This is a genomic window from Desulfovibrio sp. 86 (genome assembly GCF_902702915.1).
Classification (GTDB): domain Bacteria; phylum Desulfobacterota; class Desulfovibrionia; order Desulfovibrionales; family Desulfovibrionaceae; genus Desulfovibrio.
In genome coordinates this window covers 1,522,839-1,544,815 of record NZ_LR738849.1, presented here as the reverse complement: position 1 = coordinate 1,544,815, position 21,977 = coordinate 1,522,839, and the positions used below count along the sequence as shown (strand labels likewise).

The following is a 21,977-nucleotide window of genomic DNA, read 5'->3' as shown; positions in this document are numbered from 1 at the left end:
GGCTACATTTGCTTTGGCGTCGTCTGGGCTGGCCGCATCTGGCAGGGCCGCATCCTCGCCGCCAGAACATTTATATGCGCCCCGGCTTTACGGCGTACCGCATTGACGCGGGTCGGCCCGGATAGTACATATGGAGCCGCTTGCGACATTTTTCTCTAGGCCGTGCGGCATGAGCGCCTTTCAGGGGTTCTCGGCGTCGGCCATGGCCTGATGATCTGTTCCAGAAGTACGTGAGCCAAGTCCTGATGGCGGTTGGAGCCAGGGTGCTCACGCCGCCAAAAAGTCAAGGAGTTTCCATGCCTGAGCCACAGAGCCAATTCCAGAGCGCCGTAGCCGCCATGATTGAAGCGGTCATGTTTGAAAACTGGCTGCGATTCTATTTTATCAGCGAAAAGCCCGAAGCCGCCCCGGTTGACGGTGAAGCGCCGCTGTTCATGGCCGTGCCGGTCAAGGGTATGGAGCGCATTGCCGAACTCTACCCCCATCTGCTGCCCCTGGCCGATGAAATGAACGGTCAGGAAGTGACCTTTGAAATGTCGCAGCGCGCCATTTGCAACTTCGTGGCCACCCACGTGGAAGGCAAGAGCATAGCGCGCGACAGCGCGGCCATGATATTCAACAGCGCCACCTTTCAGGTGCAGATGCAGCTTTTCAATACCTGGGTGCAGATGCACGAAGATCAGCTGGACCGTGGCTTCACGGAGTTCGGCGCATGGCGCAAGCTCTTTGACGAATGGCGTCAGACCCCCGGCGCGCGCGAACTGGCGGAAAAGCTGACCGTCAGCATACAGGGGGCTCCGGCCACCGCTGGAAAGGAAACGTTGCAGTAAGTCTTGAGCGGAAAGTCTGGTGGCGGAACATCAGCCGATAAAAGCACCGAGATTTATTTGCGCGGGTAAGCGCCGAAGCGAACGTGCCGGTAACTTTGAGAATGTATATTTTTAACAGTAGTCTGCTCCGTGGGCTGGCCGCATGCATCAGTGAGATAATTTTTTGTACAGCGGCAAGCCTGCAACGTGGGGCGCAGGGCAGGAGAGTATAAGTTTTTAAACTAAACAGTATTTGTTCCTGAAATAAATTACAATAAATTACTGGTGGTTAGAGAGATTTATTTTCTCGATTCCACTTGGCACGGCCATTGCAGAATAGAAAGTACCTTCCTTTCTTTTGCTGACAGCCTCCTCCAAATAAGACGGCCTGCCTCCCCAAGCGGGCCGTTTTATTTGGTTCATCCATACAGCCTGAGGATAGTCATGCAGCATTTTCTTGCATCGGAATACAGCCCCTCCCGGCCTGAACAGGCCGCCTTTCATATTATCCCCGTTCCGCTGGAGCAGAGCGTGTCTTACGGCGCTGGCACGGCCCACGGCCCCGAGGCCCTGCTCACGGCCTCCCAGCAGCTTGAAGCCTGGGAAAGCGGACTTACCCCAGGAGAATCAGGTTTTTATACCGCGCCCCCTGTGGACTGTAGCGGCCCCATTGAGGGGGTCATTGACCGCATCGAGGCTGCCACGGCCCAGGCGCTTGCCTGCAAGGCCCTGCCGGTGCTGCTCGGCGGCGAACACACGGTGAGCCTTGGCGCGTTGCGCGCCCTGGCCAAGCAGGCGCAGAGCACGGGCGAACCCTTTGGCATTGTGCAGTTTGACGCCCATGCCGATCTGCGTTCAAGCTATGAGGGCAGCCCCTATTCGCACGCCTGCGTCATGCACCGTGCTGTGGCCGATCTGGGCCTGCCGCTGGTGCAGTTTGGCGTGCGCGACTTCTGCCGCGAGGAAGCCGAGGTACGCAAGGCGCACAACGTCACGCACTATGACGCCTATTTCATGGCCCGCGTGGGTCTGCCCGAGCTGCCCCTGCCCGAGGGCTTCCCCCAGCGGATTTACATCACCTTTGACGTGGACGCCTTTGACGCCTCCCTCATGCCCGCCACGGGAACGCCGTCACCCGGCGGCTTAAGCTGGCGTGAGGCCCAGTTCATTCTTGAGCGCTGCGTTGAGGGGCGTCAGGTCGTGGGGCTGGACGTGGTGGAGCTTGCCCCCATTGCGGGTCTGCACCACTGTGATTTTACGGCGGCCAAGCTGACGCATCTGCTTATGGGGCTGGCGTTCGCGGCCAACAGCCGTTCCTGACGCGTTTTTCTGCCGTCTGGATCGCTGGCCGTCAGGCATCCCCAACAGTTGCCGACAGGGTTTTTACCAAGGAGCATTCACCATGAAGAACACTGTGGTCACATTTCGCGCCGCCAAGGGGCAGGACAAGCTTGTGGTGCTTACCGCCTACGACTACAGCACGGCCCGCGTTATGGACGACGCCGGAGTCAATGCCCTGCTGGTGGGGGATTCGCTCGGCATGGTCATGCTGGGACACGAGGACACACTCAGCGTCACCATGGACGACATGCTACGCCATTGCGCCGCTGTGGCGCGGGCTGCGGATCAGGCCCTTGTGATCTGCGACATGCCCTACATGAGCTATCACACCAGCGTGGATGAAGCCGTGCGCAATGCTGGCAGGCTGGTGACCGAAGGCCGCGCCCAGGCCGTCAAGCTTGAAGGCGGTTCGGAATTTTGCGACGTGGTCAGGGCTCTTGTGCGGGCGTCCATTCCCGTCATGGGGCATCTGGGGCTTACCCCCCAGTCTGTCAACGCCTTCGGCGGTTTCAAGATGCAGGGCAAGACGCCCAGCGCGGCCCAGAAGCTGCTGGACGACGCCCGCGCCCTTCAGGATGCCGGGGCCTTTGCCCTGGTGCTGGAATGCGTGCCCGCCGTTCTTGCCGCCCGCGTCACCAGGGAGCTTGCCATTCCCGTCATCGGCATCGGCGCTGGCGCGGAATGCGACGGGCAGGTGCTGGTCTGGCAGGACATGACCGGCCTGAACACCCGGCCGTTGCCGCGTTTTGTCAAATACTTCGGCTCGGTGGACAAGGCCCTGCGCGACGCCATTGAGGCCTACACCCGTGAAGTGCGCGCCGGGGCTTTTCCCGGTGAGGAGCACTGCTATCCCTTGCCAGAGGGTATGGAAAAAGCGGTCAAAAAACTCAAATAGAGCAATGTAACTTTTACATTGCTCTGACGGCTGCGTGAGCAGACGTTCGCTATGGAGGCGCAAGCGCAGTTTATCTGCGCGGTTAAACGCCTAAGTGAGCGTGGCTTAAACTTTGAAAATGTACATTCTCAAAGTTGATCTGCTCTGGATACGCGCTGAACGCAGATTTTTTGCCAATGCGCGCAACAGAAAAACCCCGGTTCTACCGGGGTTTTTCTGTTGCAGATGCCAAAGCTGCTTCAAGTGTTGACTGCTCTGGCAGGCGCATCAGGAAAGCCGGGTTTTAAAGTCCGCGTAGCCGAACTGGCGCAGCATGCGAAAGTCCGTTTCGCCGTCGGCGTCCTGGCCGCAAATGCCGATGGAGGGCAGGCGCAGGCCGTTGAAGGTCGTGGTCTTGACCATGCTGTATATGGCCATGTCTTCAAATATGAGGCGCTGCCCCGGCTTGAGGGGCGCGTCAAAGGAATATTCGCCAGCCACGTCGCCCGCCAGGCATGACTTGCCCGCCAGACGGCAGGTCCAGGCCCTTTGGCCCGCCTCGCCAGCCTGCACGGCTACGCCGTCATGCTCATACGTCACGCGCGGCCTGTAGGGCATTTCAATGACGTCGGGCATGTGGCAGGGCACGCCTATGTCCAGAATGACAATGGGCATGTCGGCCTCGATAACGTCCAGCACCGTGGCGACCAGCCAGCCCGCGTCCAGGGCAACGGCCTCGCCGGGCTCAAGGTATATCTGCGCCTGATAACGGTCGCGCCACTGGACAAGCAGGCGGCAGAGCAGGTCCAGGTCATAGCCCGGCTTGGTGATGTGATGCCCGCCGCCCATGTTGATCCATTTGCATCGGGGCAGCCACTGGCCGAAATTTTTCTCCACAGCGGCCAGGGTGCGCTCCAGCGCGTCCGCGCCCTGTTCGCAAAGCGTATGAAAATGCAGGCCGGAGATGCCGTCCAGAGCCGTGGGGTCAAAATGCTTGCGCCGTATGCCGAGGCGCGAGCCGGGCGCGCAGGGATTGTATATTTCCGCAGCGCCTTCGGAGTGTTCCGGGTTGATGCGCAGGCCGCACTGTATCTGTCTGTCAGGGCAGCGGCCCTGATTCCACGCCTCGATGGCGGGCGCGAATTCGCGCCACTGCGCAATGGAGTTGAAGACGATGTGGTCTGTCAGCGTCAGCAGTTCCGCCACTTCGCGCTTGTTCCAGGCTGCCGCGAAGGAATGTACCTCGCCGCCGAATTCCTCGCGGGCCAGGCGGGCTTCGTCCACAGAGCTGGCGCAGGCGCCCCACAGGGGGCCGTGCCCCTTGAACCGGGAAAGCAGGGGAAAGGTCGCCCAGGCCGCATACCCCTTGAGAGCAAGGAGGATTTTTGCCCCGGTGCGTTCCTGCACGGTGTTGAGAATGGCCGCATTGGTCAGAAGCTGGATTTCGTCCAGGACAAAGCAGGGCGAAGGGATGCGGGCCGGATCAAAGAGAAGGTGCTGACAGTGCATTAACGTTCCTCTGGGTGAGTGTGCTGCGCAGGTCTGGAATTGGGTGTGGCGTTTGCGCGAATTTGGCGCGGTCTTGGCGCGATCTTGGCGCGAAGTTTGCGCGATTTTGGCGTGGCCTGCTTTTGGAATTTTGACGTATTGGCGGAGTGGGCGCAAGGGGTTGGGGGATGAATGGTTGTTGGAGGTGGTTTGGGATTTGGTCTTTGAGTGGGGCCGTTGTACTGCCCCCCCTCCATCGGGGCAGTGACAAAAAACCTTTTCCGCGTTCTTCACCATCCCGGCCAGCCGGGACAAAATATCCTTGCCGCTGACCGAGGAATATTCTGCGGTTTGATGTCGGGAGCGGCCCCGCCCATTTTCTTAACGGGCAGAGCGCACACATGACCGAAAGTAGCAACGATATTTCAGCCAAGGAAGGGGGTTTCGTTTTTTCTATACGTTGCCAGGTTATTCTGCACTGCTTTCTTTATGCTTCTTCCAACTCTGTACCTCAATGATATTGCCTTCTGGATCTTTTGCATATGCAAAAGTCCCTGTGCCCAATGTTTCGTATTCTCTGCTGACGATTTCTCCCACAAGTTCGCCACCCTCGCTAAGCAGTAATTTAACCGTATCAGCGACATTTTCTACTTCAAAAGCAATATGCGAAAAGCCGTGGAGGTTCAGCTTTGGCTCTCCTGAAGTTGAAGTATCATAACTGAATATTTCGAGAGTCAAACCTGCATCGTCGTATCCTGGCAACCTCAGATGTTCACCAACGATATGAGCATCCGGCATGCCTGTCAGGCGTTCTAACCACGCACCTTTCAAATCCCGTTCAGGTGGAACTGGCTTACATCCAAATACTTTCTGATAAAATAGCGAAAGAGATCGCCAGTTTTTAGCGATGAGATTTGTATGTACATAACGCATGATACGTGCCTCTTCTCAATAAGTTGTCAGACAAGCTTTGTGTTATGAACGCCAGTTAGATTTTAGGCAATCGAGCAAGACCTGTACAGTGACCATATCGTGAGGTGGCTCTATTTGCAGCATCAGGGCACAGCCCGCCCTTTGGCGTTGTCCAGGTTGCGCGGCAAGGCGTGAGTGTGCGCGGCGTGCGCTCTGAAGAAAGTAAAGAAGGGCCTGTCCTCTGAGAGGCGGGTGTTGTGCCCTGCGGGCATGGGGGCTTTCTTTTTTCTTTTGTTTTGGCCGCCTGCGCGGCGTGCGGCAAGGCGGGGCCTGTTAGGGGCTGCCGCCCCTCCGAGGCCCCCATCTGCACTCCCCCCGGACGACCCCGCTTGGGCTTGTCGTATATATCCCCACTCCCACGGGTTAGCCCTTAAAGGCTTTCCCGTTTCCGACACGTGGCGAGGGCTGCGCGGCTTTTGCTCCGGGAGCTTCCTCGCTTCGCTCGGTGATCTCCCTGCGCGCCGCGCAATGCCAGCATGCGCCTTCGCGCTGCATGAGGGGCAGAGGGCGTCCCGCTGGCTGTGGAAAGTTTCAGGAATGGCGGCTGGTTGTTGGGGAAAGGTACGTTGTGACGAAGGGTCTGAGCCTTGGGGCTGGCCTTTGAGATGCGTGAGTAATGTTCTGCTGACGTTGGGGCTTACGTGACGGAATTTCATCAACTGTCCTTCAGCGTCCTGATGTGCGTGTTGATCTCGCTCCCGGTCAAGTGGTCCAGCGACGTGCCAAAGGATGCAGGCCTCCATTTTGATTTTTCTGCCAGCATAGCCTGCTGGTATGGTTTATGCACAATATTTTTCAAAGAACCTAAGTGCTTGTGCACCACCATAAGTGAAGCTGACATGCCTGGAGCCTCAGGAGCATATATGTCTTATCAGCCACATATATCAGTAGTTATTGGCACAAGACCGGAAGCCATAAAAATGGCGCCCGTGATCCACGCCTTGGCGGCAGCGGAAGATATGCGCCTCAGCATTATTTCCACCGGGCAGCACCGTGAAATGCTGGAGCAGGTTCTGACGCTTTTTGCACTTAAGCCTGACGTTGATCTGCACCTGATGACGCCCAACCAGAGCCTGAGTTCGCTGACAGAAAAAGCCCTGAACGGGCTTACGCGATACCTCGACCAGGCGAAGCCGGATATGTTGCTGGTGCAGGGGGATACCACCACCGTTTTTGCCGCGTCTCTGGCGGCGCATTATCTTGGCGTGAAAATCGGGCATGTTGAGGCAGGTCTACGCAGTCACGACATGGCAAACCCGTTCCCGGAGGAAGCCAACCGGCGGCTTACCAGTGTTTTGACGACACTGCACTTTGCCCCCACGCCTCTTGCCAAAAAGGAACTGCTGAAAGAAGGACACGATGACGACACGATTATCGTTACCGGAAACACAGTGGTTGATGCGCTGCTCAGGTTGTCCGACAAACTCGGCCCAGGTCTGGCCCCGCACCTGATGCCTCTGGTCGGCGAGGCGTCGCGGTTTGTTCTTGTGACGTCGCACCGGCGTGAAAGTTGGGAGCATGGTCTGCCCGACATCTGCGGCGCCATAGGCGACCTGGCCGCAGCTTTTCCCGATATATCCTTTATCTACCCGGTACACCGCAACCCCCGCGTGCATGATGTGGTTTTTGCGGCCCTGGGCAATGTGGCCAATATTCATCTTACGGATCCGCTGGATTATTTATCGTTCGTAAACCTTATGCGCGACGCGACGCTTTTTTTGACGGATTCTGGTGGCGGCCAGGAAGAAGCGCCCACATTCCACACGCCTGTGCTGGTGCTGCGCTCGGTAACAGAACGCCCCGAAGCCGCCCGCCTGGGCATGGCGCAACTTGTAGGCACAGATCGTGCTTTAATAGCGGAAAAAGCGGCAAAACTGCTCACTGACGAGCATGCACGGCAACGCATGCGCCAAGGGTCTAATCCTTATGGCGACGGCAGGGCAGCAGAGCGCATAGTAGAGGCCCTGCGGCGCTATTTTGGCGGAGAAACCCCAATACTGCCTGTTGAACGGCAGTTTCAACCCCAGGGAAAGATTGCGCAATGACTACGCTAGACTTCATCATGCCGTATCTTTTACTGGGCCTTCAGCTTTTGCTGATGGGACTCGGCGTTGTTTTTCTTCTCAGCGGAATTGATGAGCTTTTTATCGACTGCACCTATATCTTCCACAAGGCCTACCGTTGGATTTTCATCCGCCGCAAATTTCCCCCATTGACCGAGGATCAGCTGATGTCGCCGCCGGAAAAACCCGTGGCCATCATGATTCCCTGCTGGGACGAATCCGCCGTTATTCGCCGGATGCTCGACAACACCATAAAGACTATCAATTATTCGAACTATCAGATTTTTGTCGGCACATACCCCAATGACCTCAAGACCCAGCGAGAGGTTTCCCTGGCCAGAGAGGTTTACGGCAACGTCAACCGCATTGTCTGCCCCAAAGACGGCCCGACCAACAAGGCCGACTGCCTTAACTGGATTTACGCGGGCATCAAGCACTTTGAAAAAGAAAACGACGTAGAGTTTGACATCTTCGTCATGAACGATTCCGAGGACATTGTTCATCCTCTCTACATCAAGCTGTTCAACTATCTCATCCCGCGCATGGACATGATACAGTTGCCGGTTTTTCCTATGACACTGCGCTGGTGGAACTTTACGGCCGGACATTATGCCGCTGAATTTGCAGAAAATCATGCCCGTGACATGCTTGTTCGGGAGATACTGAGCAAGTCCGTGCCCTCTGCCGGCGTCGGCAGCGGGTATAGCCGCCGTGCGCTTGAACTGCTGGCCAAGGACAGCAACAACCAGCTTTTCAACATTGAATCACTGACGGAAGACTATGATTTTGGCCTGCGCATGCGCAAATTCGGGTTGCGTCAGGTTTTTGTCCGCCAGGTGCTCCACCGGCAGGTAAGCCGCAAAAACTTTCTGACCGGCAAAACCCATGTGGGTACCAAACCGGAATATATCGTCATCCGGGAATATTTCCCCCGCACCTTCAGCACGGCCGTCAGGCAAAAGTCGCGCTGGATCATGGGCATTGCCCTTCAGGGATGGGCAAATATCGGCTGGCAGGGCAATTTCTGGACGCGCTATATGCTGTTTCGGGACAGAAAAGGTCTGGTCACCAACCTTGTGAGCATGCTTGCCAATGCCGTTGTGCCGCTTGTCGGCGCCCTGTGGCTTTATCAGGTTTTCGCACCCGATGCTTACCATTACCCCCCCATTGTTGAGCCTGATACGGGGCTCTGGTACCTGATGCTCGCAAACTTGTTTTTCTTTTTCTGGCGGTCGCTGTGGCGCATGTTTTATGTCTGCATCGTCTATGGCTTTGGCGAGGCTCTGCTGTCCTTTCCCCGGTTGCTGTGGGGCAACGTGATCAACTTCGCGGCCACCATGCGGGCATTTCGCCTCTATGCGAGGTATCTGCTCACAGGCAAGGTCATTGCCTGGGACAAAACGGAACATGTTTACCCCTCTGAAGCGGAACTGGTGGCCTACCGCCGTCGTTTGGGCGACCTTATGCTGGACAGGCGTTTCATTACCATCGCGCAGCTCGACGCCGCCCTGGCACGCCAAAAAGAGACCGGCCTGCCCCTGGGGCGGGTGCTGCTGGATATGGGTATGATTTCAGAAGACAGGCTGATCCAGATTCTCGGCAAACAGTTTCGCATTGAGACGCGCCGTGTAGACCCTTACCGCACGCCGCTTGATGCCCTCTCGGCCATACCGCGCCACCTGGCTCTGGCCAACGGAGCCTTTCCTATGGAAATTCAGCCCACTGGCGAGTTGGCGCTGGCGGTGGAAAACCCGCCTTCTTCCCAGGCCCTGTCAGAAATGGAACAGGCTGCGGGGCGCGCTATTGTGCTCTATCTTGTCACCAGAAGTGACCTCGCCTTTGCGCTGCGTTATGGTTTTGACAGGCTTTCCTCATCGGGCGGGTCAACTGCCACAGATTTTGCCTCCTATCTTGTTGCCAACGGGCAAATCAGTGAAGAACAGCTTGACCAGGCCCGAAGTCACCGGCGGCAAAAATATGCCAAGCTGGGCGACATACTGCTTCAGGAAAACATGGTGCGCTATGCGCAGTTGAAAGAAGCTGAATCACGATTTTTTGCCCAACACAGACCAGAGGGCAGATTTGGCGATTTTTTGGTTACTGAAGGGTTGGTCTCGGAAAGCCAGCTGGAGCATGCGTTGGAGGTGCAACAAGATTCCTGCCCTACATTGGAGGACGTTTTGCTGCAGCTCAATTTTGTGACGGCAGACATTCTGGATGTCGCAGAGCAGGCCATAGCCCGAACCCTGCCAGAGCCTTATCCCATTCCCAAGGCAAGGCCGCTCGGCCAAGTTAAAAAGTCCCATGACAGGGACCAGGCCCTTCCTGCCTGACAATGTGAGTCGTCATAATGCTGGTACTCATAACACAGCGATATTGTTTATGAAAACATATTTCTTTCTGACGCCGCTTCTGATGGCTTTCAGCCTGCACCCGATCTGCGCCATGGCGGAACACACGCCGCGTACAGACGGAGCCCCCGCCGTTGGAAAAAGTTGGGTTGATGATCGGCTGGCCCATTTTAAGGGTTACCCGCATTTGGACATGGCCTATCGCAAGCTTAAAGAAGGCAAAACTGATGAAGCGGCGGCGGAATTCCGCCAGTATTTTGACATCATTCCCTCAGACCACAAGGCGCGCGCCGATTTCATGAACCTGCTCTATCAAATGGGCAGGTACAACGAGGCGCTCGCATTGCTGGACAGTCAGCCCGGAACGCAGACAAGCCACGCCTTGCAGATGTCCCGGGGCATGATTCTCATGAAGTTGGGTGATGACGCCAATGCCCTGGCCGCTTTTGAAAACGCGCTGGCTGCAGCCCAGAGTAACCAGGAAAAGATTGCAGCCTTGCGTTCTCTGGTTCTGGTCAGCAAACAGATCGGTTTGGAAGAAAAGACCGCAGAATATCTGGCGCAGGCGCGTAGTCTTGCCCCGGAAGACGAATCGCTTTTACGCGAGCAGGCAATTCTCGCCGGGCTGGAAGGCAACCACAGTGAAGCCGTACGCCTCGGGAGGCTGCTGGCAAAACTGCAACCCACGCCTGAAAATACCACCATTCTGGCCAACAGCCTGTTTTTGTCTGCCCAATATCAGGAAGCTGCAAGGTTATATGCCGAACTTTCTGTGCAAGACCCGCAAATGCTGTACAAGGCGGGGCTGAGCCTTGCGTCTGCGCATCTGGACAAGCAGGCTGCCGATACGCTTGAGGCTTTTTTACGCACCAATGACAATACGACTCTCAAGGCAGAAACCCTGCTGGCGCTCGGCAACATATATTCCAATCAAGGCGATGCTGCTCAGGGCTATCGGGCATTCCGCGAGGCGTCCGCCCTGATGTCTGGCCTGGCGTCAGCGCTGCCGCGCGCTGCACAGGCGCAGCTGGCTTTGGGGCTCGGCCTGTCTGCCATGGCCATCGGCAAACCTGCCGAAGCCGTGGAACCACTGCATCAGGCTCTGGAACTGCTTGATTCCCCCAGAGAAAAAGTAAAAACGCTCATGTCGCTTGCGCAGGCCCACACGGCTGCGGGCGAAACCGCAAAGGCCGCAGCTACGTGGCGTCTGGCTGCCGACAGCCCCGGAGCCCTGCGTGATGATATGGCGGTCTCAGAAGAAAATCTCGGCTACGCGCTCACAGCCCTGGGAGATTACGCCGGAGCGGAACGCGCCTTTCACCGTGCCTTGGCCATAACTGGCCCCAACTGGCGCGTCACTCTTGCCGAGGCCCAGGCGGAATTCAAGGCAGGCCTGTATGAAAAAGCTCTGGAAGACTTTGCCCTGGCCGTAAACCTGCATAGTACCCCAGGCACGCGGCTTTCTTTGGGGCGCACATATGAAAAGCTCGGTAAGCCCGGCCTTGCTCTTGCCAGCTACAAACAGGCTGAAAAAAGCGTGTCCGGCATGCCCCCGCGTGAACAGCGGGAGTTTTACCTCTCCCTTGGGTTTCTTTATGCGGGCGAGGCCAGCTATGCAGAAGCCGCAGAAGCCTTCAGAAAGGCGCAGGCACTCGGTTATGACGCTGAAACGGCAGTGCGCCTCGGGCGAGTTGAACGGCTTGCGGGGCAGGGCGAAGCCGCCAGGCAGACACTTGAAATGGCCCCCCCCTGGGCATTGTCTGAAAGTACACGCTTGCTGCGCCTCTCAGAATTGGCCTTTATTGCTGAAGCGGACCAACGATACGAAGATGCGGCAACGTTGCTCGAAGAATCACTGGTCATGAAAAAAGACGCTGATCTGTTTTTCCGCCAGGGCAATTTGCTGCGTAAACTCCACCGAAATCCCGATGCCATCGCGGCATACAGAAAATCTCTGGCCATGGGCGACAGTCCCGAGCGCCAGGCCGCGCTAGGCTATGCCCTCAGCGAGTCCGGTCAATATGCGGAAGCGGCTCAGTCATTTGAAGCCGCGCTCAATGCCGATAATGACTACCTCTTTTTGAGGGAAGACCTGGGCTATGCCTATATGCACGAGGCCCGCAATGACCGGGCCGTTGCCTCGTTCAAGAGGGCCATTGACGATGCCCAGATGCAAAGGCCGGACAATGAGGCGGAACAGATTGAAATGGACAAAAAAATACACAGGCTGCGGCAGGAGGTGACAAAGCTCCAGACGAACGTGTCGGCTACAGCGTACCTGTCCTATATTCCGGATCAGGCAGGTTCGTCCAAATGGACCGGTGGCGACACTTCTCATACGATCCGCTCAGGCGGTGGGGCTGAACTCGCTTGGATCCCTCCCTTTTTCGGTCTGCGTGATGACCGTATTCTTCAGGTTATCGGCCGCGTCAGCGCCAATCTGAATGAAAACAACAGCTTTTCTTTTGATGAAGATACATGGCAAGGCGCTGTGGGCTTGCGCTACAAGCCCTTCAAAAGCCAGAATTTCAATCTGGGGGCTGAACGACTTTTTCACATTGGAGACAAAGCCGAAGACAATTGGCTGTTACGGGCAATGTATTCATGGGCGGACGGATATGACCTCAAACCCGGAACCCCATACTGGAACTACAGCTTTTTCTTCGGTGAATACGATTACTATGCGTCCGAAGACGTGCGCAGCGCCATCTACGGTGAAGTTCGGCAGGGCATGACCTTCAATGTAAATGACAAATTACTTGTAACGCCACATATAGTGGCCGACACTCGTATTACTGAGCCAGACCGCGACCAGACATCTCTTGTAGAATTTGGCGCTGGCGTTTCTTTGCGCTTTCTTTTTCCTGCTTTTGAATATGAAGTCTCCAGATCATCCATGGAAATTCTTTTACAATATAAGGGAGGCACGCTTTTTCATGCTGAGGGCCACAACAAGAACAACACCATAAATTCGCTGTTCCTCACAACCAGCATTACCTACTGACCGGACCGGGCAATGAAAAAAATCCTGCAGTTTTTTGCGCTGATCAGCCTTATAATCACGCTTTCCGTACAGGACGGAAGAGCTGATGCCGCGAAACCGGTCATAACCGGCACCTTTCTTCAGTTATGGGATGTCCACGCGACATGGACTGAAGAGCGCTGGCAAAGCCTGTTTGCAGCTCTGCGCGCCATTGGAGTCGATGAGGTTGTGGTTCAATGGACTGTCGATGGCGCAACGCCAACCTACGCAAGCAAATATTTTACCGCTCCTGCCCGGCTTACGCTGGAAAAGGCCCTGCGGGCGGCACGAGATCAGCATATACGGGTGGTTCTCGGGCTTGTCCACGACCAGGCATATTGGGAAAAAATCAAGCGGGATCCCAACCATGTTCGCTGGTATTTTCGCAAGTTATGCACTACCAGCCTTGCGGCCGCAGAGGAATTGCTACGCTTGGACTCAGGCAAAAATGTGGTAAGCGGCTTGTACATACCGCAGGAAATTGACGATCAAAGTTGGCTTGAGGCAGATCGGCAGGCAGAACTCCTGAATTTTTTGAAGGATCTGCGCGCAGGATTACGAATCCTGGCCCCCCATCTGCCCGTAGCGGTTTCCGGTTTTTCCAATGGCTATGCTGAACCGGAGACGCTCAAAAAATTGTGGCAACGCATTTTGACCCAGAGCGGCATTGACAGGGTTCTCTTTCAGGACGGCGTAGGCGCACACAAACTGAACGTGAATGAAGTCAGCCTGTTTTTCGGGGCAGTCTCTCAAGCTGCAGAAAAGACCGGGCGCGTGTTTACACCGGTAGTTGAAGTATTCACCCAGGTTGACGGCGCGCCAGTAAACCAGAAAGCCTTTCGTGCTGTCCCTGCACCGCTGGCGCGGATAAAAAAGCAATTGAAGATTGCCGGATCTGTCCCCCATTCGGGGATTATGGCCTTCAGTCTTCCTGAATACTGTTCACCTTTTGGGGGGGAACAGGCAGCGGTTCTTTACAAGGCCTACAAGGAAGCGTTTTAGGATGCCGCCTGCGGGGCGGGCGGCGTGGCGTGAGTATGCGCGGCGTGCGACGTGGCGTGAGTATGCGCGGTGGGCGCTCTGAAGAAAGCAAAGCAGGGCCTGTCCTTTGAGAGGTGGGTTCTGTGCCCTGCGGGCATGGCGGCCTGTCTTTTATTTCGTTTGGGCCGCCTGCGCGGCGGGCGGCAGATGGGGGCCTGTTAGGGGCTGCCGCCCCTCCGAGGCCCCCTCTGCACTCCCCCCGGACGACCCCGCTGGGCTTGTCGCATCTCTCCACTCCCACGGGTCAGCCTTCAAGGGCCTTCCATATCCCACCATTCTGCGAGGGCTGCGCGGCTTTTGCTCCGGGAGCTTCCTCGCTCCGCTCGGCGATCTCCCTGTGCGCCACGCAATGCCAGCGTGCGATCTCGCCCTGAGTGAGCTTCGGGAAGGCGTCTCTTTGGCTGTGGGGGAGCCCCAGAAACCGCATATCACTATTGGGAAAAGGCACGTAATGGCGGCGGTACTTGCGTAGCTGGGCTTCAAAAAGAATAAAGCAGAGCTTGTCCTTCGAGAGATGGCTTATGTGCCCAGCGGGCACGGGGGCCTTACTTTTTCTGCTGTTTGGGCCGCCTGCGCGGCGGGCGGCAGATGGGGGCCTGTTAGGGGCTGCCGCCCCTCCGAGGCCCCCTCTGCACTCCCCCCGGACGACCCCGCTGGGTTTGTCGTATATCCCACACTCCCACGGGTCAGCCTTCAAGGGCCTTCCATATCCCACCATTCTGCGAGGGCTGCGCGGCTTCTGCTCCGGGAGCTTCCTCGCTCCGCTCGGCGATCTCCCTGCGCGCCGCGCAATGCCAGCGTGTGATCTCGCCCTGAGTGAGCGTCGGGAAGGCGTCTCTTTGGCTGTGGGGGAGCCTCAGAAACTGCATATCACTGTTGGGAAAAGGCACGTAATGGCGGCGGTACTCGCGTAGATGGGGCTTCAAAAAAATAAAGCAGAGCTTGTCCTTCGATAGGAGGGTATTGCGCCCTGCGGGCACGGCGGCCTTTCTTTTTCTGCTGTTTGGTCCGCTTCTGGATTTACCAAAAAATCTGGCAAAGGAATTCAGCGTTTTTATCACGGTAACATGCCTTAAGCCTGTGCCGCTTCTCAGGCAGGGAGCGTATTGCTGCCGGGGGCGGCGTCATAAAGAACCGAAGCCGACACGTCGGCGAGGTTCGTGCGTAGCCGCCCCCGAAAAAGGGAAATTGTTGGTCAGGGTAGGACAGCGGGGTGCTTCGGGGGGGATGCAAGGGGGGCCGAGAAGGGGGCGCAGCCCCATAACCGGCCCCGCCTTGCCGCACGCCGCGCAGGCGGCCCAAACAACGGAAAAGAAAGGTCGCCGTGCCCGCAGGGCACACAAACTGTCTTTCAAAGGACAAGCTCTATTTTCTTCAAAGCGTCCGCGTCCATACCGCACCACGCCGCCCGCCGCGCAGGCGGCCAAAACAAAAGGAAAAAGAAAGCCCCCGTGCCCGCAGGGCACAACACCCACCTCTCAGAGGACAGGCCCAGCTTTATTCTCTTGAAGCGTCCGCCGCGCATACCCCCGCCACGCCGCCACCGCGCAGGCGGCCAAAACGAAATTAAAGAAAAGCCCCCGTGCCCGCAGGGCGCAATACCCTCCTATCAAAGGGCAAACCCTGCTTAATTTTTTCTGAATCCTCAGCCGTGTAAGCTCCGCGCCTCAAAAGCTCATAGGCTTGCAGCTCGAAGACAGTTGTCATAAAGCCTTTGAAGGAGAACTTATGAGCGACCATAAAGAACAATGGGGCCGTCTGCTGGCCCCGTACCGCATAACGCGCCAGAGCAAGATGCTTGCCGACCTCGATGTGGTGCGCAATCCCTTTGTGCAGGATTATGACCGCATCATCTTTTCCAGCTCGTTTCGCAGGCTGGCCAAGAAAACCCAGGTGCATCCGCTGGTGCGCAACGACCATATCCACAACCGTCTTACCCATTCACTTGAGGTAAGCAGCGTCGGGCGATCGCTGGGCCTTCAGGTGGGGCAGACCCTGGCCGACCGGGGGCACCTGCCGGACGGTTTCAGCCCCGAGCATCTCGGCCAGATCATACAGGCGGCCTGCCTTGCGCACGATATCGGCAATCCGCCCTTTGGCCATGCCGGTGAAGAAGCCATACGCGACTGGTTCAAGGATACGGGCCATACCGAGCACTATTTCAAGGAACTGCGGCCAGCGGAACGGGCGGACTTTGAGGCCTTTGACGGCAACGCCCAGGGATTTCGGGTGGTCAATACGCTTGAGAACAACAAGGACGCCGGGGGCTTTCGCCTGACCTTTCCCGTGCTGGGCAGCCTTGTGAAGTATCCCCGATCCGCCCATGAGGCATTGGGGCAATCCAGCGGCAAGTTTAATTTTTACACCGCAGAGCAGGGCATTTTTACGGAAATCTTCACAACTCTGGGTCTGATGCGTGACGGCCGCGCGCGACGGCATCCGCTTTCCTACCTGCTGGAGGCGGCGGACGACATCTGCTACCGCATCATAGATATGGAGGACGCGCGCGAACTGCGCATCATTGGCTATCAGGACATCAAGAACGCCGTGGAGCCGCTGCTTGACGACAACGATATGGATACGGCCCGCCTGGGCGCTATGGACTCCGACCGGCGGCGCTCCGGCATGCTGCGCACCAGGGCCATGGCGTGCATCATCCCTTCCGTGGTGCAGACATTTATGGAGTGTTATGAAGACATGATGGCCGGCACGCTTGAGGGCGATCTGCTCAAGCACGCCAAGCCGGATGTGGCAAATTTTATGGCCGCGGCAAAAGAGGTCTTTAACAGCAAGATTATGAACAATCCGCAGAAAACCGCGCTGGAAATAGGAACGTACACTCTGTACAAGCGGCTGCTGGACATTTTTATTCCGGCCTGCTTCAATTTCAGTAAAAACAATACCATGTCCTATCAGGAAAAACGCGCGCTTACTCTCATGGGCTCCAATGCTCCTTCTGAGGGCGAATGCCTGTATACGGCCTATCTGCGCGTGCTGGATTTTGTGTCTGGCATGACCGACGATTACGCGACCTTCATTTCGCAGCAGTTCTCAGGCACTGCGGCGCAATAACGCGCCCACCAGGCAAAACGCGTCAGGCAAAACTCGCCAGGCAAAGCGCACCGGGCAAGGCCGCCAGTGACGGCGGCGGCGTGGAGGTTCCACCCCCAGCCGTCAGAGCGATGACAATGTAACATTGCTCTGGCTCAGATGACCTTTGCAATGCTTCACATTTCAAGTTGTCATTCTGCCGAAAAATGCGATTTTTCGGCAGAAGTCACGCCACACTGCGATGCGCCGCACACTCGCGCAGCTTCAGGGCATGTGGCCTTTTTCAAAAGTAACATGCTCTAAAGGGCTATGGCGGGCTGCATGCGGGCCGCAGGCAGCGGACGTTCCGGCAGCAGCGCGTGCTGCATGCGCTGCCAGTGGCGCGCTGTATCCAGAGCGTTCAGGGCAAGGTCGCGCAACTGCAAATAACTTTCGGCCAGACTGTGGCGGTCAGTATCAATGATATGATCGGCGCGACGGGGCTCATCAAATTTGTCGGTCAGGCCGCACAGTCCGGGGACGTGCGCGTGCGCGGCCATGGCGTACAAGCCCCTGGTGTCGCGCTCTACCAGCGTTTGCAGTGAGCAGCGCACCCACACTTCACGGTACAGGGGCAAGAGGTCACGGTTTTTCTGGCGCATGCTGTCATAGGGGGTGGTGGCCGCCACAATGCACAGGCGGCCCTGGGCGTGCTTCTGCAAAGCATGATCGCGCAAGACGTTGGTTGCGGCAATGCGGCCTTCAGGGGCGACATCGGCCTGCGGGCAAAATTTGCCTTCGTCAATAAAGGCCGTTTCAATGCCCTGCCCTTCCAGATACAGGCGCAGAAGAGAACCAAGTGCGGTTTTGCCGCTGCCGGAAAGGCCCAGCAGCCAGAGTACAGGCGTCATGCTCACCTCGCTTGCGTGCGCGTTGCGTTGGGCGCGTGTGCCGCGCCAGAGAACGCCTGAAAAAATGCAATAATCCGGCCAGGGTAAAAAAAGTATTTTATTACAGACGGATATAATAAGACTGGTAACTTGGCGTGGTTTTTTGACGGTGCAGCACGGGCGGTCAGGCGGTAAACGCTGAATCCTCGGCACGTTGCGCCGCGCCGCGTTCTCGCGCGGCGTTGGAGCACGTACCCTTTTTAAAGGCAGGAGGTTCTATACCGGCAGGCGTATCAGGCGGATGGTCTCAGGCTGGATGTACAGCAGTTTGTCCTGCTCGATTTCCTGCGGGCGGGTCACAAAGCTGCCCTTGCGCACATTGAGGATGGCCTCTGCCTCATGGCTGCAGTCAAAAAGATGCAGCACGTCATCCTTCAGGCTGTCGGCCGTTGTCCAGTGGCGGTTCACGGCCGGGCTGTCAGGCGTGATGTGGCGCAAAAAACGAAAAACAAGGGCGCGGTTGCTGCCGCCATTAAGCCACTGATCACAACAGTCCCACACCTGTTCGGCGGATGGGTCCTGATCCGTGCCAAAGGGCTGGCGCACGTCCAGGGGAAACACGCGGCTCTGCGCGCGCAGCATGCCGTCCACAAGAGTGCAGTAGTCGGTCTCCTGCTCAAGCACGGCTCTGAACACTTCCGGCGAGGTCGCCAAAGCCATCAGGGTTTCATTGAGAATGTTGCGCGCCCTGAGCACCCGGATGCTGTGGGTAAGGCGCAGGGCGTTCAGTACGGCGTAAATCGCGCAAAATGTGTCCAACTTGCCCTGATAAAAAGGTTTCACCATGTGCCCTCCCGCTCTTCTTATGCCCATTGACGCCGGGAGGGTCAAGGGCGGCGGCCCGACCCCGCGCAGCGCCATGCCGGTTCCATGCCCCGTTCCCCGAGTACCGCCCCTGGGTACCGCCCCTGAGCATCCCCCCGGCAGGGCAGGGATTCCCTCTTCTTCTTTACAAGCCTTCTCGACACGTGTATAAATGGATTCTCTTAAACTATATCACAATACCTTGATATGCAGATATTAACTACCCCACAGCAATTGGCGGCCCAGTGCCGCGCCTGGCACAAGGCCGGGGACGACATCGCGCTTGTTCCCACCATGGGCTACTACCACGCCGGGCATGAAGCCCTTATGGCCCAAGGTCGCACCTTGGGCAAAAGGCTTGTGGTAAGCCTTTTCGTCAATCCTACCCAATTTGGGCCCGATGAGGACCTCGACGCATATCCGCGCGACGCCGAACGCGACGCGGCCATTGCCGCCAGTCATGGCGCGGACGTGCTCTTTATGCCCGAACCGGGGTCCATGTATGCGCCGGATCACGCCACCTGGGTCGAGGTTCCCGACCTTGCCAAGGGCCTGTGCGGGCAGACCCGCCCCATACATTTTCGCGGCGTGTGCACCGTAGTGCTCAAGCTTTTCATGCTGAGCGCGGCGGACGTGGCCGTTTTCGGCCAGAAAGATTGGCAGCAGCAGGCCATCCTGCGCCGTATGGTGCGGGATCTCAACCTGCCTGTGCGCATTGAAACGCTCCCCATCGTGCGTGAGTCCGACGGGCTCGCGTTGTCATCGCGCAATGTCTACCTTGCCCCGGAAGAGCGCGCCCAGGCGCCGGAAATACGCCGGGGCCTGCTGCACGCGCAGAAGCTGGCGCAGGAGGGCGAGACCAGCGCGTCCCTGCTGCGTGAGGCCGTGCTGCGCCGCTGGGCGGAAATGCTGCCGCTGGGGCGGCTGGACTATCTCAGCATTGTACATCCCGAATCCCTGGCCCAGCTCGACAAGGTTGACGGCCCGGCCCTCATGGCCTGTGCCGTGCGCATGGGCAAGGCCAGACTTATCGACAATATCATTTTGCGTTAGCAACGCACCGCGCCTGCGGTGTGATCCTTTAAAGGAGAACAGCATGCAGACCAAGGGCAAATATTTCTTTACCTCCGAATCCGTCACCGAAGGGCATCCCGACAAGGTGGCAGACCAGATTTCCGACGCGGTTCTGGACACCCTGCTGGCCCAGGACGCCGACGCCCACGTGGCCTGCGAAACCCTGGTAACCACGGGCATGGCCATTATCGCCGGTGAAATCACCACCACCGGCTACGCCGACCTGCCCACCGTGGTACGCGAGACCATCAAGAACATCGGCTACAGCAACTCCGACATGGGCTTTGACTGGAAGACCTGCGCCGTCATTTCCACCATCGGGCATCAGTCCCCCGACATCGCCCAGGGCGTTGTGCGTGCAAAGCCCGAAGACCAGGGCGCGGGCGACCAGGGCATGATGTTCGGCTATGCCTGCGACGAAACCTCCACCCTGATGCCCGCCCCCATCTACTGGGCGCATCAGCTTTCGCAGCAGCTCACCAAGGTGCGCAAGGACGGACTGGTGGACATTTTCCGCCCGGACGGCAAGACCCAGGTTTCTTTTGAATATCAGGACGGCAGGCCCGTGCGCATCAACAACGTGGTGGTTTCCACCCAGCACGCCGCCAGCGCCAGTCAGGCGGATGTGGCCGAAGCCGTGAAAAAGCACGTGATTCGCCCCATTCTTGAACCTTCCGGCTACTTTACCGAAAAAGACTGCGAAATCTTCATCAACACCACCGGACGTTTTGTGGTGGGCGGCCCCATGGGCGACTGCGGCCTCACTGGCCGCAAGATCATTCAGGACACCTACGGCGGCAGCGGCCACCACGGCGGCGGCGCGTTCTCCGGCAAGGATCCCTCCAAGGTTGACCGTTCCGGCGCGTACATGGGCCGCTACATTGCCAAAAACGTCGTGGCCGCCGGTCTCGCCCCTATATGCGAAGTGCAGATCGCCTATTGCATCGGCGTGGCCCAGCCCGTGAGCGTGCTTGTGTCGTCGCAGGGAACCAGCGAGATTCCTGATGAAATCCTGACCAAGGCCGTGCGCGAAGTTTTTGACCTGCGCCCCTACTTCATCAGCAAGCGCCTTGACCTCAAGCGCCCCATTTACCAGAAGACCTCCTGCTACGGCCACTTTGGCCGCGAGCTGCCCGAGTTCACCTGGGAAGCCACGGACGCCGTGGCCGACCTGCGTACCGCCGCCAAAGTGTAGTAGCGGCACGCTAGTTAGCATATCCGGAGTGGAGGGGCGTCATGCCTCTCCACTCTTTTTTATTCAGAAAAAAGGAAGCCCCAAACTAGGGGATTTTTTCAAGAGCACGGAAGCGGCTTCGCCGATGATGCTCAGACGAAGGGTAGCGATGCCCTGCGCATCCATGCCACGGAAGTGGTAAAGTCTTCCACCCAGGTCGGCGTCAGGCGCGCTCCCCGTCCTCGCCAGCTGCCGTTTTGATGAACGCCAGCAGCAATGGATGGGGATTCTCCGGTGTGGAGCTGAGCTGGGGCTGAAACAGGGTGCCCACAAAGAAGGCGCGACTCGGCATTTCCATAATTCTGGCTTCCCCCTGGGCGTCCATGCCCACGACATTGAAGCCGCATTCCGTAAAACGCGCCTGATACGCTGGGTTGAGGCCAAAGCCGCAATTGTAGCGCTCTACAGTTGCTTCTTTACCGTAGATCCGCCGGACGCATGAAGGCAGCAAAAAGATGGTATTCTCCTGCTCGCGCAGAGTGCAAGACAGGCGGGATACCACAGGGAATACGGCATCCGGCGAGTATTCCTCATGGGCGGCCTCCGCCATGCCGAGCGCATTCACGGCAAATTCAAGGAGCGCATGTTGAAACCCGCCACAGGTACCCAAGAACGGCTTGTTCGCTTCCCGTGCGAAACGGATGCCGCGTAACGCCCCGGCAAGACTGGCATAGGGGCTGCCGGGAGCACAGAACACGCCGTCACAATTCGACAGGTGTTTTTCAGCATCGTCCTCAAGGGTTTGCGTGCTTATCCACATAATTTCAGTGTGCAGGTGCAAAGTGCTTCCGCAATGCCTGAGCGCTTCTACAGTCGCGATATGTGATTTTTTTGCCGCATCAAAATCACCGATGATTCCGATGCGCAAGGATTTTTTCTTCATATGAGCTCAGTCTTGGCGGCATGGCTAATAGAGGTGGTTTG

15 protein-coding genes are annotated in these 21,977 nt (G+C 57.5%); 10 read left to right on the top strand and 5 right to left on the bottom strand.

Annotated elements, in window-relative coordinates:
- Positions 1-296 precede the first annotated feature (296 nt).
- The 3 genes from DESU86_RS06535 to panB all read left to right on the top strand — a co-directional run bounded on the left by DESU86_RS06535 (position 297) and on the right by panB (position 3,045).
- Complete coding sequence (locus DESU86_RS06535; protein ID WP_179980319.1) at positions 297-830, top strand: hypothetical protein; 534 nt, start codon at positions 297-299, stop codon at positions 828-830.
- A gap of 423 nt (positions 831-1,253) precedes the next feature.
- Positions 1,254-2,129: an agmatinase gene (gene speB / locus DESU86_RS06530; RefSeq protein ID WP_179980318.1), complete on the top strand. Its 876-nt coding sequence runs from the start codon at positions 1,254-1,256 to the stop codon at positions 2,127-2,129.
- Positions 2,130-2,211: 82 nt separating this feature from the next.
- Positions 2,212-3,045 (top strand): 3-methyl-2-oxobutanoate hydroxymethyltransferase, encoded by an 834-nt coding sequence (gene panB, locus DESU86_RS06525; RefSeq protein WP_179980317.1) that lies wholly within the window; start codon positions 2,212-2,214, stop codon positions 3,043-3,045.
- Between the two features lie 267 nt (positions 3,046-3,312).
- Here panB and nspC read toward each other — a convergent pair whose 3' ends face one another.
- Together nspC and DESU86_RS06515 are read right to left on the bottom strand one after the other, a co-directional pair.
- The gene (gene nspC, locus DESU86_RS06520; protein WP_179980316.1) at positions 3,313-4,533 is read right to left on the bottom strand and encodes a carboxynorspermidine decarboxylase; all 1,221 of its coding nucleotides are present in this window, start codon (positions 4,531-4,533) and stop codon (positions 3,313-3,315) included.
- A 447-nt stretch (positions 4,534-4,980) separates the two neighbouring features.
- Entirely contained in the window at positions 4,981-5,445 is a 465-nt protein-coding gene (locus DESU86_RS06515) for a VOC family protein (protein ID WP_179980315.1), read from the bottom strand.
- Positions 5,446-6,347: 902 nt separating this feature from the next.
- Here DESU86_RS06515 and wecB point away from each other — a divergent pair.
- The 5 genes from wecB to DESU86_RS06490 all read left to right on the top strand — a co-directional run bounded on the left by wecB (position 6,348) and on the right by DESU86_RS06490 (position 17,033).
- Positions 6,348-7,529, top strand: a complete 1,182-nt coding sequence (wecB, locus tag DESU86_RS06510) for a non-hydrolyzing UDP-N-acetylglucosamine 2-epimerase (RefSeq protein WP_179980314.1) — start codon at positions 6,348-6,350, stop codon at positions 7,527-7,529.
- Positions 7,526-9,880, top strand: a complete 2,355-nt coding sequence (locus DESU86_RS06505) for a glycosyl transferase family protein (RefSeq protein ID WP_179980313.1) — start codon at positions 7,526-7,528, stop codon at positions 9,878-9,880. Before wecB ends, DESU86_RS06505 begins: the two co-directional genes overlap by 4 nt.
- Before the next feature lie 49 nt (positions 9,881-9,929).
- Positions 9,930-12,902: an NfrA family protein gene (locus DESU86_RS06500; protein ID WP_179980312.1), complete on the top strand. Its 2,973-nt coding sequence runs from the start codon at positions 9,930-9,932 to the stop codon at positions 12,900-12,902.
- Between the two features lie 12 nt (positions 12,903-12,914).
- Positions 12,915-13,922, top strand: coding sequence for a DUF4434 domain-containing protein (locus DESU86_RS06495; RefSeq protein WP_179980311.1), 1,008 nt, complete (start codon positions 12,915-12,917; stop codon positions 13,920-13,922).
- Between the two features lie 1,767 nt (positions 13,923-15,689).
- Positions 15,690-17,033 carry a deoxyguanosinetriphosphate triphosphohydrolase gene (locus DESU86_RS06490; protein ID WP_179980310.1) on the top strand — a complete coding sequence of 448 codons (1,344 nt, stop codon included), beginning with the start codon at positions 15,690-15,692 and terminating at the stop codon, positions 17,031-17,033.
- 278 nt (positions 17,034-17,311) lie between these two features.
- Here DESU86_RS06490 and DESU86_RS06485 read toward each other — a convergent pair whose 3' ends face one another.
- Together DESU86_RS06485 and DESU86_RS06480 are read right to left on the bottom strand one after the other, a co-directional pair.
- Positions 17,312-17,902 carry an adenylyl-sulfate kinase gene (locus DESU86_RS06485; RefSeq protein WP_179980309.1) on the bottom strand — a complete coding sequence of 197 codons (591 nt, stop codon included), beginning with the start codon at positions 17,900-17,902 and terminating at the stop codon, positions 17,312-17,314.
- Between the two features lie 255 nt (positions 17,903-18,157).
- Positions 18,158-18,727, bottom strand: coding sequence for a hypothetical protein (locus tag DESU86_RS06480; RefSeq protein ID WP_179980308.1), 570 nt, complete (start codon positions 18,725-18,727; stop codon positions 18,158-18,160).
- A gap of 225 nt (positions 18,728-18,952) precedes the next feature.
- Here DESU86_RS06480 and panC point away from each other — a divergent pair, with 225 nt between their 5' ends.
- Together panC and metK are read left to right on the top strand one after the other, a co-directional pair.
- Positions 18,953-19,798: a pantoate--beta-alanine ligase gene (panC, locus tag DESU86_RS06475; protein WP_179980307.1), complete on the top strand. Its 846-nt coding sequence runs from the start codon at positions 18,953-18,955 to the stop codon at positions 19,796-19,798.
- Positions 19,799-19,841: 43 nt separating this feature from the next.
- Positions 19,842-21,014: a methionine adenosyltransferase gene (metK, locus tag DESU86_RS06470; protein WP_179980306.1), complete on the top strand. Its 1,173-nt coding sequence runs from the start codon at positions 19,842-19,844 to the stop codon at positions 21,012-21,014.
- Positions 21,015-21,216: 202 nt separating this feature from the next.
- On the opposite strand, the gene DESU86_RS06465 is transcribed toward metK, so the two are convergent.
- Positions 21,217-21,936 carry a CTP synthase C-terminal region-related (seleno)protein gene (locus DESU86_RS06465; protein WP_179980305.1) on the bottom strand — a complete coding sequence of 240 codons (720 nt, stop codon included), beginning with the start codon at positions 21,934-21,936 and terminating at the stop codon, positions 21,217-21,219.
- Positions 21,937-21,977 lie beyond the last annotated feature (41 nt).